This window comes from Gracilibacillus sp. YIM 98692, from assembly GCF_010993965.1.
GTDB lineage: Bacteria > Bacillota > Bacilli > Bacillales > Amphibacillaceae > Gracilibacillus.
On sequence record NZ_WIXM01000006.1, the window covers coordinates 36,889 to 55,073 of the forward strand.

General features: G+C 34.0%; 24 protein-coding genes and 1 other RNA gene. 5 read left to right on the forward strand and 20 right to left on the reverse strand.

Annotated elements, in window-relative coordinates:
- Window positions 1-25: 25 nt before the first annotated feature.
- The 10 genes from msrA to GHD00_RS07900 all read right to left on the reverse strand — a co-directional run bounded on the left by msrA (window position 26) and on the right by GHD00_RS07900 (window position 9,248).
- Window positions 26-988 (reverse strand): peptide-methionine (S)-S-oxide reductase MsrA, encoded by a 963-nt coding sequence (gene msrA / locus GHD00_RS07855; protein ID WP_163537605.1) that lies wholly within the window; start codon window positions 986-988, stop codon window positions 26-28.
- Between the two features lie 86 nt (window positions 989-1,074).
- On the reverse strand, window positions 1,075-1,572 hold the full coding sequence (vrrA, locus tag GHD00_RS07860; protein WP_163537606.1) for a VrrA/YqfQ family protein: 498 nt from the start codon (window positions 1,570-1,572) through the stop codon (window positions 1,075-1,077).
- A 172-nt stretch (window positions 1,573-1,744) separates the two neighbouring features.
- Complete coding sequence (locus tag GHD00_RS07865; protein ID WP_163537607.1) at window positions 1,745-4,855, reverse strand: AAA family ATPase; 3,111 nt, start codon at window positions 4,853-4,855, stop codon at window positions 1,745-1,747.
- Window positions 4,856-6,010 carry an exonuclease SbcCD subunit D gene (locus GHD00_RS07870; protein ID WP_163537608.1) on the reverse strand — a complete coding sequence of 385 codons (1,155 nt, stop codon included), beginning with the start codon at window positions 6,008-6,010 and terminating at the stop codon, window positions 4,856-4,858.
- A gap of 203 nt (window positions 6,011-6,213) precedes the next feature.
- Window positions 6,214-6,435: a YozE family protein gene (locus GHD00_RS07875; RefSeq protein ID WP_163537609.1), complete on the reverse strand. Its 222-nt coding sequence runs from the start codon at window positions 6,433-6,435 to the stop codon at window positions 6,214-6,216.
- 24 nt (window positions 6,436-6,459) lie between these two features.
- A complete protein-coding gene (tatC, locus tag GHD00_RS07880; RefSeq protein WP_163537773.1) occupies window positions 6,460-7,212 on the reverse strand; it encodes a twin-arginine translocase subunit TatC in 753 nt (250 codons plus the stop codon).
- 86 nt (window positions 7,213-7,298) lie between these two features.
- Window positions 7,299-7,484, reverse strand: coding sequence for a twin-arginine translocase TatA/TatE family subunit (gene tatA, locus GHD00_RS07885; protein WP_163537610.1), 186 nt, complete (start codon window positions 7,482-7,484; stop codon window positions 7,299-7,301).
- 39 nt (window positions 7,485-7,523) lie between these two features.
- Window positions 7,524-7,694 (reverse strand): twin-arginine translocase TatA/TatE family subunit, encoded by a 171-nt coding sequence (tatA, locus tag GHD00_RS07890; protein ID WP_163537611.1) that lies wholly within the window; start codon window positions 7,692-7,694, stop codon window positions 7,524-7,526.
- An 85-nt stretch (window positions 7,695-7,779) separates the two neighbouring features.
- Complete coding sequence (locus GHD00_RS07895) at window positions 7,780-8,271, reverse strand: dihydrofolate reductase (RefSeq protein WP_163537612.1); 492 nt, start codon at window positions 8,269-8,271, stop codon at window positions 7,780-7,782.
- Window positions 8,272-8,288: 17 nt separating this feature from the next.
- A complete protein-coding gene (locus tag GHD00_RS07900) occupies window positions 8,289-9,248 on the reverse strand; it encodes a thymidylate synthase (RefSeq protein WP_163537613.1) in 960 nt (319 codons plus the stop codon).
- 120 nt (window positions 9,249-9,368) lie between these two features.
- On the opposite strand from GHD00_RS07900, the gene GHD00_RS07905 reads away from it, so the two are divergent.
- A complete protein-coding gene (locus tag GHD00_RS07905) occupies window positions 9,369-10,403 on the forward strand; it encodes a C40 family peptidase (protein ID WP_163537614.1) in 1,035 nt (344 codons plus the stop codon).
- On the opposite strand, the gene GHD00_RS07910 is transcribed toward GHD00_RS07905, so the two are convergent.
- On the reverse strand, window positions 10,395-11,246 hold the full coding sequence (locus GHD00_RS07910; RefSeq protein WP_163537615.1) for a DUF72 domain-containing protein: 852 nt from the start codon (window positions 11,244-11,246) through the stop codon (window positions 10,395-10,397). The genes GHD00_RS07905 and GHD00_RS07910 overlap by 9 nt on opposite strands.
- A gap of 338 nt (window positions 11,247-11,584) precedes the next feature.
- Between GHD00_RS07910 and GHD00_RS07915 the strand changes: the two genes are divergently transcribed.
- Both GHD00_RS07915 and GHD00_RS07920 read left to right on the forward strand, forming a co-directional pair.
- On the forward strand, window positions 11,585-11,785 hold the full coding sequence (locus GHD00_RS07915; RefSeq protein ID WP_163537616.1) for a cold-shock protein: 201 nt from the start codon (window positions 11,585-11,587) through the stop codon (window positions 11,783-11,785).
- A 190-nt stretch (window positions 11,786-11,975) separates the two neighbouring features.
- Entirely contained in the window at window positions 11,976-12,365 is a 390-nt protein-coding gene (locus GHD00_RS07920; RefSeq protein WP_163537617.1) for a ribonuclease HI family protein, read from the forward strand.
- Window positions 12,366-12,370: 5 nt separating this feature from the next.
- Here the strand turns inward: GHD00_RS07920 and GHD00_RS07925 are convergent, their stop codons facing one another.
- From GHD00_RS07925 to GHD00_RS07965, 9 genes are all read right to left on the reverse strand, one after another.
- Complete coding sequence (locus tag GHD00_RS07925; RefSeq protein WP_346427628.1) at window positions 12,371-12,649, reverse strand: DUF6123 family protein; 279 nt, start codon at window positions 12,647-12,649, stop codon at window positions 12,371-12,373.
- 140 nt (window positions 12,650-12,789) lie between these two features.
- On the reverse strand, window positions 12,790-13,932 hold the full coding sequence (locus GHD00_RS07930) for a THUMP domain-containing class I SAM-dependent RNA methyltransferase (RefSeq protein ID WP_163537619.1): 1,143 nt from the start codon (window positions 13,930-13,932) through the stop codon (window positions 12,790-12,792).
- Window positions 13,933-14,051: 119 nt separating this feature from the next.
- Window positions 14,052-14,448, reverse strand: an RNA gene (gene rnpB / locus GHD00_RS07935) — RNase P RNA component class B.
- 82 nt (window positions 14,449-14,530) lie between these two features.
- Complete coding sequence (gene gpsB, locus GHD00_RS07940; RefSeq protein WP_163537620.1) at window positions 14,531-14,815, reverse strand: cell division regulator GpsB; 285 nt, start codon at window positions 14,813-14,815, stop codon at window positions 14,531-14,533.
- Window positions 14,816-14,867: 52 nt separating this feature from the next.
- Window positions 14,868-15,434 (reverse strand): SLOG family protein, encoded by a 567-nt coding sequence (locus GHD00_RS07945; RefSeq protein WP_346427629.1) that lies wholly within the window; start codon window positions 15,432-15,434, stop codon window positions 14,868-14,870.
- A 171-nt stretch (window positions 15,435-15,605) separates the two neighbouring features.
- On the reverse strand, window positions 15,606-15,959 hold the full coding sequence (locus tag GHD00_RS07950) for a CotD family spore coat protein (protein WP_163537621.1): 354 nt from the start codon (window positions 15,957-15,959) through the stop codon (window positions 15,606-15,608).
- 98 nt (window positions 15,960-16,057) lie between these two features.
- Complete coding sequence (gene cdd / locus GHD00_RS07955; protein WP_163537622.1) at window positions 16,058-16,456, reverse strand: cytidine deaminase; 399 nt, start codon at window positions 16,454-16,456, stop codon at window positions 16,058-16,060.
- Window positions 16,453-16,815, reverse strand: coding sequence for a DUF1798 family protein (locus GHD00_RS07960; RefSeq protein ID WP_163537623.1), 363 nt, complete (start codon window positions 16,813-16,815; stop codon window positions 16,453-16,455). Before GHD00_RS07960 ends, cdd begins: the two co-directional genes overlap by 4 nt.
- A 96-nt stretch (window positions 16,816-16,911) precedes the next feature.
- Window positions 16,912-17,076 carry a hypothetical protein gene (locus GHD00_RS07965; RefSeq protein ID WP_163537624.1) on the reverse strand — a complete coding sequence of 55 codons (165 nt, stop codon included), beginning with the start codon at window positions 17,074-17,076 and terminating at the stop codon, window positions 16,912-16,914.
- 177 nt (window positions 17,077-17,253) lie between these two features.
- Between GHD00_RS07965 and GHD00_RS20905 the strand changes: the two genes are divergently transcribed.
- Together GHD00_RS20905 and recU are read left to right on the forward strand one after the other, a co-directional pair.
- Window positions 17,254-17,367: a spore protein gene (locus tag GHD00_RS20905; protein ID WP_205600729.1), complete on the forward strand. Its 114-nt coding sequence runs from the start codon at window positions 17,254-17,256 to the stop codon at window positions 17,365-17,367.
- 212 nt (window positions 17,368-17,579) lie between these two features.
- Window positions 17,580-18,170 carry a Holliday junction resolvase RecU gene (gene recU / locus GHD00_RS07970; RefSeq protein ID WP_276208261.1) on the forward strand — a complete coding sequence of 197 codons (591 nt, stop codon included), beginning with the start codon at window positions 17,580-17,582 and terminating at the stop codon, window positions 18,168-18,170.
- The last annotated feature ends 15 nt before the right edge of the window (window positions 18,171-18,185 follow it).

Below are 18,185 nucleotides of genomic sequence, written 5' to 3' on the forward strand. Positions count from 1 at the left end.
CTCGCTTGAAATGGGAAGCTATAAATTAATGAAAAAGAGATAAGTATTCTTCTAAACCTTCTTCCTTTAGTTTATGTTTTGGAACAAACCTCAATGCTGCTGAATTGATACAATACCTCATTCCTCCTTTATCTATAGGGCCATCGTCAAATACATGACCTAAGTGAGAATCAGCATCTTCACTGCGAACTTCAATTCTTCTCATACCATGAGAAGTGTCTAGATTTTCCTTTAAAGATTGACGATCCAAAGGTTTTGTGAAGCTTGGCCACCCGCAACCTGCATCATATTGATCTAATGATGAAAATAAAGGTTCACCACTCACAATATCTACATAAACACCTTCTTCTTGATTATCCCAGTATTCATTATGAAACGGTTGCTCTGTTCCATTCTCTTGTGTGACAAAATATTGAGTGGCTGTTAGTTTATCTTTCAACTCTTCTTTTGTATATTGTTTTTTCCAATGTTGTTTTATAAAATCTGCACGACCTGATCCTTTTTTATAGAGTTGATAATGAAAACTTTGCTTTTTATAATAATCTTGATGTTCATTTTCAGCAGGATAAAAAGGCTTAGCAGGCAATATATCTGTTGCGATCGGCTTAGTGAATTTCCCACTATTTTCTAGTTCTTTCTTGGATGCTTGAGCATGTTCACGTTGCGTTTCGTTTAAGTAATAAATAGCCGTTTTATATGACTCTCCCCTATCATTAAATTGGCCACCTGAATCAGTAGGATCGATTTGTTGCCAAAAAATATCTAATAATTTACTGTACGGAAAAACATTCGGATCAAATGTGATTTCCACCGCTTCCCGATGACCAGTTGTATTTGTACAAACTTCTTTATAGGTAGGGTTAGGTTTATCACCACCTGTATAACCTGATAAAACTTTCTGGATGCCTGGTTTTTTATCAAATGGTTCCACCATACACCAAAAGCAGCCACCTGCAAAAATTGCTTTTTCGTAAGTTACTTCATCCATGAAAAAGCCTCCTAATTATATGAGATTTTAATTTTATTCTGATTGCTTAATTTGAAAAATGCAAGCGGTCTGCCTTTCATGTTGTATTAAATAAACAGCTTGGGCTGTGATGCACCTGAGTTTTTCGAAACAGTTGAACTTTCACCTTCATCAAATTCTGTTGTCTCTAGATCATCTATATCGTCTAATTCCTCATCTAATATATCAACGTCTGTTTCTTTTCCATCATTCACATTATCCTCATCTTCATCTTGTTCCTCGTCATCATCCATCTCATTTAATGCTTTCATCATACTCATTAATTTTGGTGCATTTTTTATCATCGGTCCATATTCTTTTATAAGTGGTGTAGCAGATTGTGCTACTCGTAATACTTGTTGCACATTATTTAACGCACCCATTATATTGCTCCCTCCGCTACCGCTTGCTATATTAGAAGAAGCAGATGGTAACAATCTTTGAATAATTCCCTGTAATCCACTTGAAGGCATTGCCTGATTACCCAAAGGAACTCGAGTTGGCAAAAACGGAGGTCCGGATTGCTGTGGTGGTATAAAAGGTCCTTGACTCGGTGGTTGAAACATGGAAATCCCCTTTCTTTACGACTTTATATATAATATATGTAACCTGCTATAGAAGTGTATAGGCAAAATGGCAGCAGGCAATATTTCCGTTAATATTTCCTGGGAAAGCGCATGTTTTGACATTTCCGATTTATATCTTGTAGAACCTTGGCAGGTAATCTGTGATTTCGTCTTATTCTATCGAAAAGCTTGCGGTTGAACCTTCATGTGAAGTCTGAATAATAAGTTTCGCTTTTATTTCTTCTTTTAATTGTTGAACATGTGAAATAACCCCTATCACTCGATGGTCCTGCTGCAATTCTTTTAAACACTGAATCGCTTGCTCAAGTGAGATCTCATCTAAAGTTCCAAAGCCTTCATCTATAAATAATGTATCTAATTGAATCCCGCCAGCATGTGCCTGTATAATATCAGCCATTCCCAAAGCAAGGCTCAAAGCAGCTTTAAAACCTTCTCCTCCAGATAATGTCTTAACAGATCGCTTTTTACCTGTATAATGATCTAACACTTCTAAATCTAATCCACTTTGTGCTCCTCTTTTTGCTATTTCTTCACTTCTTACTAATTGATATCGATGATCCGTCATCTTATCAAATCGTAGATTAGCTTGTAATAATATTTCGTCTAAAAACGTAGATAACACAAAACGTTCAAAAGATAATCTAGCAGCATTGTCCCCACGAGCTAAAGCAGCTAATTCACCAATATGATAATATTTTTCATTTAAGTCCTGTAATTCTCTATCCAAAGCCTTAATACTTTGTAATGCATTTTTTATTTGTTTGATATCACTGTATATTGCTTGTATGCGCTTCGTTGTATTCGTTTTATCATGCTCTAATGTTTCAATTTGTTGTTCAATAGAAGTTAAATTCGGCTTACTTACTCCTTCCACTTTTTCCTTTAATTCTATTATTCTTTGTCGTACAAATTGAAGTTGTTGATCATATGATTTAATCTCTATTTCCATTTGCTCTTGTTCTTCATTACTCTTTAGTGCATTATGATAATCATCCAATGAAGAAAAATGGTGTTTTTTCAAGGATTCAAACAAATGATCTTTTTGATGATGGTACCGTTTAGATAGTTGTTCACTAAAATGATCTGCTTGCTCGTATCGAGTATAGGAATTGTTCATTTCGTTATATTGATATTCATATTGTTTTTGTATCTCAGTCCACCTTTGTATCATCTGTTGATAATGTTTCTCTTGTTTGATAACTTGTTGTTGAAACTTATCAACAGAAATATTGTAATTAGGTAATGTTTCTTGCAAAGCTGACAACTTGATTTGATACTGTTGAGAGTCTTTTAATTTCTTTTCGTACTGTTTTTTCATTTCTTTAAAGTTTAACTTTTTATTTTCCAGTTGTTGAAGTAACTTATCTGTTTCTTCTACTTTTACTGTTAACTCATTTAACTCCTTTTGTTTCTGGTTGTAATTAGATTGTAATTCCGTAAGGTGTAAGTTGATCTCATGATTGTATTTAGCAATTTGATCGAGTGGCATATTCTTGTCATAACTAGATATGGAATGACGCAGGTGTTCTACTAGTTCTGCCTTGGCTTCCCCTTTTTCTTTTACTTGTAACAGTTGAAACTCCAAATTTTTAAATTCTTCTTCCATTTCTAGCTTATTGCTTCGTTCTTTTTCAACTGTCTGCTCAGTAACTATATCAGAAAGGAGCTGTACTTTATTAGGATGTTCTGTTGAACCACAAACAGGGCAAGGGGTCCCATCTGTTAATTGATGAGCCAGTTCTTTTGCTAATTGAGTCTTTCGTTTTTCTTCTACCTGCTGCAATTCTTCAGATTGCTCTAATACTTTTTGTTTTAGCTTTTGAGATACGTTGTATAGCTGTTTGTAATCCTTTCGGTATATCATTAATTGTTGGTACTCTTTTGATACTTCTTGTAGCACTTTTTGATCTTGTATTTTTTTTTCGATTTGATAATGCAGCTCTTGTAAATGTTGCTGCTTCTGATAAATCAGTTCTTTTTGTTTGAAATTTTCCTCTTTCTTTTTTTCTAAAGATACGATTTCGTTATCGATCTGGGTTATAGTTGATTCTTGTTTTTCAATCGCTTCCGTCATCTTATCTAGTTGTCTCTTAAGTTCATGGTATTCCTGTAATTTTTGGAGAGTATCACGTTGTTGCTCTACTATTTTTCGTAATTGTTCCCGCTCTTGTTCTTTATCCTTTTCATTCAGATATTCTATTTCTATGGTGGTAAATTTCTCTTTTTGTTGCGTAAATGTAGATTTTAAATTTAATGCAACAGCTTCTTGATCCTTCCACTCTTTTTCTCGATCAAGCATTTGTTTTTCAATTGGATATATTTTATCTGCTTGATAAGCTAGCTGAATCATAGACTTTTTATTTTCAATATCTTTAGATTGCTCTAACAATTTCTCGTTGTCTATTTTTCTTTGTTCATACTCTTCAAACCAATCTAGTAATTGTTTACCTTTATAGTATTGTTCATATATATCTTTTAATTGACTCTCCAATTTTATAAGTTTAGCATCAACCGTTGCTTTTTCTCGCTCTAATTCCTCTACTTTTTTTTCAATTCCCTCTGTATCTATTGGATCCTGTTGCTTTATATCATCATCGTTACCATCTAGTACCTTTTCGATTTCTTGCTCTATTTTCCAACGAATTTGTTCCATTGATTCTTGTAAACTTTTCGAGTCACTTTTCATTTTTTCCGTTAAATCTTGATAAAAGTAAGTTCTAAAAATTTTTTGCAGTACGTCTTCTCTTTCACGACTGTTTTCAGAAATTAATTTTCGAAACTCTCCTTGTGGAATCATCATCATTTTTCGGAACTGTTCATAATCTAGTCCTATAAGTGCATGTATATTTTCATTTACTTCTTTTATTTTAGATTGAATCAGCTGCCAGTCTCCTTCGCTATTTTTAATGTAAAGGGAAGCACTTGCCGGTTCTTCCGTATATCCTTGTCCTCTAGCTTTCCTTTTCCATTGCTTAGGAGATCTGGTAATTTTGTATAATTTCTCATGTAGCATGAAAATAAAAGTGACAGTTGTTATTTCATCTGCTGATGCGAAATGACTTCGAAAAACATCCTGATCACGATCTGTACCGCTAGCCTTTCCGTATAAGCTATAACAAATGGCATCAAAGATAGTTGTCTTTCCAGCCCCTGTTGGACCAGTTATTAGAAAGATAGGTTCATTACCTAATTGATTAAAATCAATGACCTGTTTTTTTCGATATGGACCAAAAGCTTCGAGTTCCATTTGGATGGCGCGCATTTATAGCTCCCTCTCTTTCTTTATTAATGATTGAATACATTCTTTTACATATTCTGACCTTTGCTCAGGTATATGTTCCCCCTTCATTTCACGATAGAAGGCCTCAAATAATTGCTCATGGGTCATCTCCTGCTTTTGGCGAATCTGGTTTAACTCTTTTAAGGACTCGTGTACTCGATATTGTTTGCGATTCAGTCGTAATATATTTGGAAATAATTTTCTTAATTTAGATACAGGATCCATGAGTTGTCCATCATCTAGCAACTCTACTTGTAAATAGTCATCTGTACGTTCTATTACTTTTTCCTCAATAATATCTTGAAAATACCCCTCTACAACTTTCATATCTCTTTTAGGTATTAGATTTCTTTGATTAACATTACATAATCCTTTTTCATCCATATCGATGATGGTAATAGATTTTCTATGATTCGCCTCTGAAAAAGAGTATTTTAAAATCGATCCGCTATAACGTAGGGTTTCTTTGGCAATTTTTTGCGGACGATGTAAGTGTCCTAATGCTACGTAATCAAAATATGTAAATAATGAGGAATCAATATATGGGGTTCCTCCAACCATGGTTAAACGTTCTTCAGATTCTGATTCCATACCACCAGCAATAAATGCATGCGCAATTAAAATATGCCGTGTTTCCTTATCCATTTGTACTGAGATCTCATCTATGACTTTCTGCATAGCTTGTTGATGGCTTTCTATTTTTTCATCCGGGAAGGAAGCCTGTACATCCGAGGGCTCTAAATAAGGCACTAGATGAAAATAAATATCACCATATTCATCACGCATTTTAATTGGGGAAAAGGCTTGTTTGATCGAGGTTGCTAAATAAAATTGTTGAGAGCGAAACAATGATGTACCAAAACTTAAACGATCAGGACTATCATGGTTTCCTGAAATAGCGAGGACTGGTATTTGCATGTCCATGCATACAGTTGTTATCGTACGGTTCAATAGCTCTACCGCTTCTTTCGGTGGTATAGCTCTGTCATATAAATCTCCTGCAATAATAACAACATCCGGGGATTCTTCCATTATTATGTTAATAAGTTGCTGTAGGATAAAGTCTTGATCATCTGTCATATGAAGACCATGCACTAGTTTACCTAAATGCCAGTCAGCAGTATGTAGTATTTTCATCCTTTCACCCTTCCATTTCCAATATTTTTCTTTTATTATACACGAACATACAATCGGTGTCCACCACAAAACAGAACATACGTTTCGGTGTAATGGTATGATGAATGATCACAATAGTCTTTACTAACATTACTTCCATGTTTCAATGTATCCACTGCCATTCTCTATATCATGTTCATGTAGAAAGCCATGAGGTTTTAGACTCATGGCTTTACTTCTTCAATATATTGATCCCACATTTCATCAAAGGTTGATATTGCTTGAGGAAACGGGACATTCCATTCTAAATAATCACTTATTTCATCATAATTTGTTGCATGTTTAGGGAAGCTATGATCTTTAAACATCCATTCAGCTAATTGACGCGAATCATCATGTTCTTTATTTCCTCTAAACCGCATCATGAAGTGATAAAAAGTTTGCACAACCTGTAACTCCTTTATCTTTTCTTAATCATTCATAAATGTACGACGTTTTTCTTCCTTCTTTTTAAATACAACATTTGATAATAGAATACTAATTTCATAAAGAATAATTAATGGAATAGCTACAACTATTTGTAAAATGAAATCAGGTGGTGAAATCATTGTACCAATAATAATTAGTATAAAATAAGCATATTTTCTTGTTTTATGCAAAAAGTGTGGTGTTACGATACCTATACTTGTAAGAAACATTGTAATGACAGGTATCTCAAAAAATATAGCAAAAGGTAACGTGACACGAAATATAAAACGGAAATAATTCTCTACGGTAAACATTGTATCGAACATACCATCATTTAATGATAAAACGAAAGGCAAAATAAGCTTAATAAAAATAAAATAACCAAATAACAGACCTGTCAAAAATAAAATAAAAATGACTGGTATATAAGCTAATGAAATACGCTGTTCTCGTTTAGTCAGAGCTGGTCTTACAAATAGCCATAACTGTAAACATAAAAATGGTAATGTGCCAGCAAATGCAACCGTAAAGGCAATGGTAAAGATGACCCATATTATCTCTTCGGGAGATATCAAATTTAATGTTATATCAATATCATTTAGAAAGAAATTACGTATTTCCTCTACGAAATAAATACCTAATGCAAAAAACAATACGAAAACAAGTGCAGTCCATAACAAACGTTTTCGGAGCTCAGCAAAATGATCGAGATATCCCATCTCTTTATCGTTTGGTAATGATTTATCTTGCGTCATCAATCCTTAACTTCCCTTCATCCACAAACATCACTGTAACATAAAAGAGAAAGAAGATGTAAAAGGTTCCATCTTTTACACCTTCTTTATTTTTCTGAACGATCTGTATGTTTAGATTGATCTTCTTTCATAATATCATTTGTGGCTTTTTTAAATTCACGTAATGAGCTACCCACCGCTTTTCCAATTTCAGGTAATTTGGATGGTCCAAAAATAACCAAAGCAATGATAAGAATAAGTATTAATCCTGGAAAACCTATATTAGATAGCATAGTTAAATTTTTCACCTCTATCCATTAACCAATTTGGTATTACTCTTTCTTTTGTTCATTTTCATCCGTTATGTCTTGAGCAGATTTTTTAAATTCACGCAATGTTTCTCCGGTAGCCTTCCCGATTTCAGGTAATTTTTTTGGCCCAAAAATAACGAGCGCAATAATTAATATCAAAATTAATCCTGGAATTCCGATAGATGATAACATCAATTTCCCACCCTTGTTCTAAACATTCTGTTACAAACTATCTTATCATGTTTTTTTTGGCTTGTCTTCCTATACTATTTAATAATTATTTATTTCGATCATACTGAATATAATAGTAGTCATACTTATTTTTTTCATCTTTTGGTCCTTTAGTCTTTTTCGATATTTGCCATTGTGCTTCATCAAAATTTGGGAAGAAAGTATCTCCATCAAAACTCTCGTCTATATAAGTCATATATATCCTATCCGCTATATGCAAGGTTTGTTTAAAGATTTCTTCGCCACCTATTACGAAAATTTCCTCTTCAGAAGATTCCTTTTCTAATTGTTTGATGTCTTCAATTTCATCGATAACAGTACAACCATCTGCTGTAAATGATTTGTTTTTTGTAAGCACAACATTCTTTCGATTAGGTAAAGGGCCGTTCATAGAATCAAAAGTCTTTCTCCCCATCACAATTGTCTTAGATGTCGTTAGTTGTTTAAAAAACTTTAAGTCATCTGGCAAGTACCATGGCAATGTATTGTTCTTTCCGATTACTCGGTTTTTCCCCATTGCAAATAATAAAGATATCATTATTATATTCTCCTTCCTTATACCGCAACAGGTGCTTTAATAGCTGGATGCGGATCATAGTTGTTTAACTCAATATCTTGTACATCCATGTCAAAGATAGAATCTTTTTGCTCATTAATTTTTAATGTTGGCTGCTGACGAATCTCTCGTTTTAGTTGTTTTTTCACTTGTTCAACATGATTTAAATAAATATGAGCATCTCCTAATGTATGTATAAATTCACCTGGTTCTAGATTACATTCATGAGCTATGAGGTGTGTTAGCAATGCGTAACCAGCAATATTAAATGGGACACCTAAAAATATATCCCCGCTGCGTTGATATAATTGACAGCTTAGCTTTCCATTAGCAACATAAAATTGAAACATCGTATGACATGGAGGAAGCGCCATGTTAGTTGGAACATCTTCTGGATTCCATGCTGTTACAATATGCCTTCTAGAATAAGGATTCTTTTTAATCGACTCAATTACGTTTTTTAATTGATCTATAGTGTCTCCTTTTGATGTTTTCCAGTCCCGCCATTGCGCGCCATATACGAATCCTAAATCACCAAATTTTTCAGCAAATTTATCATCTTTTAAGATTCGGTCCTTGAACAATGACATTTGGTGTTCATATTCTAACTTAAATACTTCATCTTGATTTGCGCGATGACCAAAATTCGTCATATCAGGACCATCGTATTCAGCGCTTTCTACCCAATTTTTAAAAGCCCACTCATTCCAAATATTATTATTATGCTCTAACAAGTAACGAATATTGGTATCTCCTTTTATAAACCATAATAATTCACTGACAATTAGCCGAAAAGGAACATATTTCGTTGTAAGCAGCGGAAAACCTTCCTCTAGGCTAAAGCGCATTTGATGACCGAATAGAGATACTGTTCCAGTATTAGTTCGATCATCTTTCATTACCCCTTCTGAAAGAGCCTTTTGGCACAAATCTAAATAGGCTTGTTCACTTGTATTCAAATTCATCTTCCCCTTTTAACATTACTAATATTACAAAATCGTAACAAAACATTCAATTCCTCATATTTCATTTATTCTAACATAAATTTTTGTAAAGCAATAACCTATAGGGGTGATTTTATGTTTTTACAAGATAATTTGTCACAGGTAGTAAAACACTCCGTTGTCTATACTTTTGCTTTTAGCCAACCATTTTCCTTTTATGTGGATGCATATCCCATTATGCAAAATGAAATATTAGAACAATCTTCTGTTTTAAAATATGGCATGCAGCATGAATCCATAAGAGTATTACAACATAAGCTTCACAAATTATCCTACTATGATTCATCATTAAACGGTGATTTCGATGTATTAACAGAGTACGCTTTAAAGAAATTTCAAGAAGAACATGAATTGGAGCAGCACGGTCAAGCAGATAAAGCCACTATAGAACGTATTTTAGATAAAGAAAAAGAAAGCTACTTAGATTATTTAAATGACCACCCATTAGATTTTACTGTTGGAGATAATGGCGAAGAAGTTGTAGAACTGCAAGAGGCTTTATTCTACCTAGGCTACTATACAGATAGTTTAGATGGAATATTTGGACCACGTACAGAAGGAGCATTACGTGCTTATAAACAAGATAGAGGATTAGAATCCAAACATATAGAAAAAGAACCAGTTACATTAAGTGCAACTACAACTCAAGCAGTTTCTACAACTAGTGAAAGGTCAAACATGATAAAATCACAGGCACCGGAAAATAATCAATCGCAAAAAAGTACACAGATTGAACATATCTCTTCTAATAGACAATCTCTTATTGGAAAAGCTAAATTCTACATCGGTGTACCCTATCAATGGGGAGGTGCTACACCTAGTGGATTTGACTGTAGTGGATACCTGCAATTTGTCTTTCAAGAACTTAATATTTCATTGCCACGAACAGTAAGTGATATTTGGAATGCTACTATACCTATAAATAGCCCATCTATCGGTGATTTAGTCTTTTTTGAAACTTATAAGCCAGGTCCTTCACATGCAGGAATTTACTTAGGCAATGGTCAATTTATTCATGCTGGGCTGTCAAATGGAGTGGAAATCAGTCAGTTAAGCCAGGATTATTGGTCTAAAAGATATATAGGTGCAAAAAGAGTTAACCTACATTAAATCAAAAAAGTCCATTTGTTTCGGATGTAAATGCTTGTACTCGATATTTAACATTTGTTGAAGTTGCTTTGCATTATCACTCGCATCACCACCAGAATTGTTGTTAAAAAGAATGGTAATTTGATTCACTTGCTTTTGAAGTTCTCGAATTCGCTCTACCCATTCCTGTAATTCTATTTCGTTATATCGATATAGAAACCGAACTTCCCTCCAATTTTCTTGTCCATGATTATTCCAGCCATGAACGTTTCTACCGTGCATCCGAATTAAAGATTGGTAGGATGAAGCTTCCAATACAACAGGAATTGATCCTTCTCCAGCTTGCGGCTCATCACATATGGTATGAATCCACCCCTCTTGTTCTAAAAAAGAGATGGTGTCTGCTGTATGCTCTCCATACCATGTGCGATTTCGAAATTCAACCGAGACAGGTATATCTTCCATCCATTTTTTTAACTTTTTCAATTTGTTAATATTTTTAGATGTTAGATGGAACCATGGCGGAAATTGGAACAGTACAGAATGCAGCTTATTTGCATCTACCACTGGTTTTATAGATTTTTTAAAATTATTTACAATGTCCTTGGCTTCTAAATTTGTTAATAGCTTACGATCATGTCCTGTTAATGATTGATATGCTTTTATAACAAAAGAGAAATGTTCAGGAGTCTGTTCTACCCATTTTTGATAATTCTTTATCGGCTGTATCGCATAAAAAGAACTGTCGATTTCAACTACTGGGAAATGCGAGCTATAAGTCCATAGTTTATGTTTAGAACGATTATTGTCATTATACAACGTATGGTGATCTCCCCACCCAGTTAGTCCAATAAGAATGGTCATACATTTTTCTCCTTAGCGGAAAGTTTAAATTTACTAAGATGTCAATATGTTTATAAAATAGCATTAATGAATATTATTGAAAAGAATAAAACGATTGTTCACCGTGATAAATTTTTTGTAATCGCTTTTTAACATGATATTCTTGACGTTTATGGAAAAATAAGCTATAGTGAACTCAAGCAAAGAAGATGTTTGGGTTCATTGTTACAGGTAGCTTCTATAGAAGTAAATGGAAATGGTGATCCTATACTTCTGTAGTTGCTACCTTTTTTATTAACCGTCATCTTGTTTGTAATTACCACGTCTTTTGCGTGAAAGGTTTTAGGAGGAAGAAAAACATGGAAAACGGTGTAGTAAAATGGTTCAATGCTGAAAAAGGTTATGGATTCATTCAATTGGAAGAAGGAAATGATGTATTTGTACATTATTCTGCAATCCAAGTAGAAGGTTTCAAAACACTTGAAGAAGGACAAGAAGTGGAATTTGAAATTGTTGAAGGTGAAAGAGGACCACAGGCAGCTAATGTAGTAAAAAAATAAATGGAACAGTCAGGCGGTGATCTTAAGGTCATCGCCTTTTCTTGTAGGATAAATAGGAAGAGTTAAGAGATTATAACAGTAATGCGAGGTTCATTTTTCTTGGCACATCATCAAAAAGCTACTAATAACATGTACGAGTTGGTGAACATCTTTTCTCAGTTATTTAGTATATCAAGTAGGAGGGTCTTCCTTGATTGAAGTTTATACAGATGCAGCTAGTCAAGGCAATCCAGGTCCAAGTAGTGTTGGCATTTATATTAAGAAGGATAAAGAAAAATTTTATCAGAAAAAATATATTGGAACCTATTCTAACCATGAAGCAGAATTTATCGCAGTTTTAGAAGCATTAAATTTTTGCAGAAGAATGTTTCCAAAGGAAATTTTATCTTTTCGATCAGATTCGAAAACCGTCGTAGAAGCGGTGGAGAAAAATTATGTAAAAAATGATGTATTCTATCCATACTTGCAACAGATTAACGAACAGACCGAGTATTTCCCTTATGTATTTTTTAAATGGATACCAGAAAAGCAAAACAAACAAGCAGATAAATTAGCACGTGAAGCGTTATTCGACCAATGACCTAATTATAGCAAGTTGTGTTTTGCTAATATCCGTGTGGCCTCTTTCCATGACTTTATTTGATGTTTCTCAAATAACTCTAATAAGCTGATATAAAAACTGCGATCAAAACTAAGTTGTAACTGCAAGGTTAGCAAAACGGCTAATTTCACATGTTTAACAGAGGTGTTCGTATATTTCTTACCAAAAAAAATAAAATGAACTTCCTCGTCTGTTAATTTAAACCCTTTTGTCCATAAATTTTCTAAAAAATATGCCAGTTCTTCATTATCAGTCACATCCATCCCTCACTCATGACCTCTGTTTTAATAAAATGATTGATCTAACGCCAGTATAGAGATTTTTTCATCATGCGTCCAGTTAATATATGGATAATCTTTGTGATTCACATAAATATGAATAAAGCCAAACATAAATGTTTGGCTTAAGATTTACTGTGGTTTCTTCCAAAATATTGATAAAAATCTGTTTTAATAAATCCATTAAACAGCTTTCTTTTCTTTGTTGCCTTACTTCCAAAGCAATTTTCAAAATTTTCATTTGCTGTTAACATGTAAATGCTCCATGTAGGATATTTTGAAAGCACTGTTCCTAATTTTTTATATAAGAGTTCTACTTCCTTCTTATCCCCAATTCTTTCACCATAAGGTGGATTACTAATCACATATCCCCCTTCTTCTTCTACCGAGAAGTCTGTTGCTTGCATTTGCTTCCATTGAACCAAATCACCTAAACCTGCTTCCAACGCATTATCTTGAGAAATGGAAATCATTTTATGATCTATATCTGTTCCAAAAATAGTCAATGGCTGATCATAATTAGCTAGGTCTTCTGCCTCTTCTAAAGCCTCTTCCCACATTTTCGCTGATAATAAATCCCACTCTTCTGAAACAAAAGAGCGGTTAAAGCCAGGTGCAATGTTTTGACCAATTAAAGCCGCTTCGATTGGAATAGTTCCGGAACCACAAAACAAATCATATAACGGCTTATCTGGTGTCCAATTGGTTAGTTGGACTAGGGCAGCAGCAAGAGTTTCTTTTAATGGTGCATCCCCTTGACCAACTCGATATCCACGTTTATGAAGACCAGTTCCAGATGTATCGATCGTTAACGTAACTTTATCTTTTAATAGTGCCACTTCTACTCGGTAAAACGCACCTGTTTCTTTTAACCACTTAGCAATCCCATGCTTTTGTTTTAACTTTTCCACAATCGCCTTTTTAACAATTTTTTGGCAGTCAGGTACACTGTATAACTTAGACTTCACTGACTTTCCAATAACAGGAAACTCCCCGTCTTCAGGTATAAACTGTTCCCAAGGTAATGCTTTGGTTTGTTCAAACAACTCATCATATGATTTAGCTTCAAATTCACCGACACATAATTTTAATCGGTCTGCTGTTCGCAGCCATAAGTTACATCTAGGAATTGCTTTTGTATCTGCCTGAAAAAAGACTTTTCCGTTTTCAACAGTAACTTGCTCATAGCCCAAGTCTTTTACTTCATTAGCAACGACTGATTCTAATCCCATGGCTGCTGTAGCAATAAACGTTAAATTTTGATTCATTTCGTTAAGGTCCCTTCTATTATTATTCCATTTCATGTTGGTTAAATGTTATGTATAAAAGCAAAACCCCTTTTTTGAAAAAAGGGGTTTTTATGACATATGTGAAAAACCGAATGAATGTCCGTAAGCCATGTTCTGTCCTTTTCGTACTACAAACGGTGGTTAGCCTCGTACCAAAGGGATAATCATCTGTCTACAAGCATTATGAATACTTGTCCTTCGTTCGGTTCTAATTTCCCTACTAAAAGATGCCCCTACCAATATTTGGGTTGCTCACTCGAGGGGTTTACCGCGTTCCACCTAAGTAGTTTCCTACTTAGCTACGTCACTGTGGCACTTTCAAGGTATTCATACCATATCGAAAAGACTTAGGTATTTTCCCTGCCGTTAACCTTTTAGGTTAGGTTACCTTGACTTATGACTTCGTCAAGCACGAACACTACAAGCATCACAGCCTGTGTGAGCATGGACTTTCCTCTACACATTTTGATAATGTGCAGCGATTATCTCAACATTCATTCTATTATCATCTTTTTTAAGACCATTTCTAATTGTAACATGAATTGCAGCTTAGTCAATGGTAAATGTTACATTTATTTTATTCTTCATACTTTTTTCCAAAAACCGCTTTTTCTAAATTTGATAATCGTTTCAAAATATCATAATTGACTTGATGGTTAGATGGTGCTGACCGCACTCTCGTGTCTGATTGCTTCTTGACCCTATCATTTTCTTGTCGTAATCGATTGATCTCATGTTGGAAATATTCATAATCCTGAATAATGACATCTAAAAACTCATCGACCTCTTCTTGATTGTAGCCTCGCATAGAAGTTTTAAAATTCTTTTCTAAAATATCTTTTCCATTTAATTGGTTAGACATACCTTTTCACCTCAATTGATTCCTAATAATTTTTTAATGTGTTTATTCTCTATCATTCTGTTTCGTAAAAATCATTGGCACTTAAACAATCTTGCACCACTTCTTCCAAATCATTCGGAGTTATATATTGAATACTATAATTAGATTGATAAGCCGAATGCTTTGCTTTTTCTAAAAAATATTTTACACTGCCTGGATGCTCCTCATCTACTAATATTAAACTACCATCGGATTTATGAATCAACCATAAATCTTTATTAATAAATTGATGAGGACCTTGGTATGTTTGTTGATATAGCGGTTGATAAAAATCTGCTTGTGCTATCATTTCTTGAAAAAGGGCTTGATACCCATCAGGCCATCTTGCTTCAAATTCCATGAATGGAGGGAAAATACCGAGCTTGATATCATATTGCTTCTTTAAATCGAGCACAACTTGGCATGTCCAAAGCTCAACTCCCATTTGGCCTGTAACTAATACCCAATGAAGTCCTTCATCTAATAAAGAGATGAGTCTTTGCTGTATAGCTTGTTTGATATATGCAATTCTTGAATCATTTTCATTCATGATATTAAGCTCCATCGGCTTATTACCAGTAACTGTCAAAATCCTCATCATATACATAACTCCAATATTTTAATGTCTATACCTATGTAAGTTGAATACACCCATTATAAAGGATTTAAAACAGATAATCTACCGACATATGTATCAATCTTTGCTAAAAAGTACTGTTACTGATTACTTATGAGAAAAGAGACTGTCATCAAAATGACAGCCTCTTTCTTCTTATCGTCGATTGTTGAATGGGTTTTGCTGAAATGGTTGTTGGCCGCCCATTGTACCAGGTCCATTCATCATACCAGGCCCACCTGGACCTCCTGGGCCTCCTAGACCTCCTGGGCCACCTGGGCCTCCATAAATATTTACTTCGTCTACTGTGTTTTGATAGGACGTTGTGTGCGGATAGAAATGCTTATTTTTTACTAAATGATGATTTACAACATTAGTATGAGAAGGGTGTATATGGTTAACTTCACTCTCGCTGCATGTGTGTACCTCGTTACATTTAGTTGGGTATACAATGTTTTTCGCCGGCATTCCACAAGGATTCGGCATTCCAAATGGTGGTCGATGTCTCATATATAGTCACCTCACTATTAATTGTATTCTATACTAACGTATGTCTCTATGTAAGATGTGTATAAGACAACCACCTAAAGCAGACGGATTTCTCTCATTTATTTATCCATATCACTTGCTGCAAACGAATAAGGTAACAAGTCATTCATCGTGACTGTTTTAACCTCATTTTCTAAATTGCATGTATGGATTGAAAAAGATGGGGAGAAAAACTCACTCATAACTTGACGGCATGATCCACATGGAGGGACTGGCCTTTTCGTATCCGCGACTACTGCTAATTGATCAAAGTCTGTTTCTCCTGCGGCAATTGCCTTAAATATTGCCACTCTTTCCGCACAAATAGTCACAGGGTATGCCGCATTTTCAATATTACACCCTTCATAAATTTTACCTGATGTCATAAGCAATGCAGCGCCAACTTTAAATTCAGAATACGGTGTATAGGCCTTTTCTCGCGCTTTTTGTGCAAATAAAATTAATTCAGACTTATTCATGATTGCACCTCTTCAAGATCATTTTTCAGTAAGTCAAAAACATACAGTACGGATTTATATAATTCCATATATCTTTTTCTGCGAACATCTATATAATAGCTATGAAGCAGTATTAATTTTAAATTTTCTGCTGTTGATTCAATTTGTTGTGGATGAACATAAACATTTCGATTTTGAACAAATGAAATAGCCGCTTCATACCATTGATCAATGATTTCAAAAATAGGCTCTGTTTGCTCTCTGACAAATTGGAAAAACTCTGGATCTTTTTTGTTTTCTGGTTTTTCATGTTCTAGATAATATTTTTTTAAATATTCTAATGAATTCGTCAGTTTATTAATAGATGTGTTTAATAACATCTAGACCCGCCTTTCTAATAAAAGCATGATTAAATATATTTTATCTATAATGTATCATGCTTATCAGAAAAAACATACTAATAAAGTCCATTCTAATTAAAATGCTTCTAAATATTCAGATGGATTTATCAAATAATTCGAAGAACATTGCTGTATTTGATGTTCTTCCCAAAGACTTTCTATTGTCTCCACCTTTTCTATTAACTGATCTAAAGATAACTGAATTGTCTTTTTTGAAACAAACTGTTCTGGTTTATTCAACCTTATCCCTCTCCTTCCAAAGTTCTACTAAAACGAACACAAATTTATGATGCTTATTCTTTAACATTCAGCTTTTTATTAAAAACTCCTGCAACGTTGACAAAACTAGAAAAAACATGTTTCTTTTTGTATTTTTTCTACAATTTCAGTCAAACTATTTGTAAAAGGAGGGAGCCTATGCGCGTAAATAAAAAGAAACGAGCAACTTTAAAGAGAGAAAAAATTCAAAACAAGGAAATTCCAACACAAAATGATAAGAAGTTGAACGGGCCTAATCGCCCCTCAACTTAAGAAAAACTACTCGGTATTGTATATGCAATACCGAGTTTTTCAATTACCCCTATAAAAAAATAGCACACTTCGAATGTATAAGTTAGGAATGTTATCCTAATCCATAGAAGATTCACATTTTTATTGAAGAAATAAAAGCCTTGACGTATGATATATCTATCCAAGGCTTCTAAAAATTAGAAGTGTGTGATTTCTATGGAGGAGGAATGAAATTGCAATACCCGAATGGCACCAAATCATCGTTTAATGGTAGAAAGCAAGTATCATCTAAGCAGACTATTTACAGTAATCGGGGGATGACTTTAGAGGAAGATATTAATGAAACAAATCAATATTATATGCAGCAAAGCATAGCAGTCATTCATAAGAAGCCTACTCCTGTACAAATTGTTCAGGTTGACTATCCTAAACGAAGTGCAGCTGTTATTAAAGAAGCATATTTTAAACAGCCATCAACTACAGATTATAATGGCGTTTATAATGGAAAATATATAGACTTTGAAGCAAAAGAAACAAGAAATAAAAACTCTTTTCCGTTAAATAATATACACCAACATCAAATCGATCATATTAAGCAAGTAATGAAACAAGGCGCTATTTGCTTTCTGTTAATACGCTTTAGTATGTACCAGGAAACATACTTTTATCCAGCTAATCAACTGCTTAAGCATTGGGGAAATCAATTTTTAGGTGGTAGAAAATCAATAAAGTACGATACACTTAAGGAAGAAGGTTATATAATACCGATTCAATATCAAGCTCGAGTTGATTACTTAAGCATTATTGATAAGTATTATATGTAGATCGGAGGAAGACAT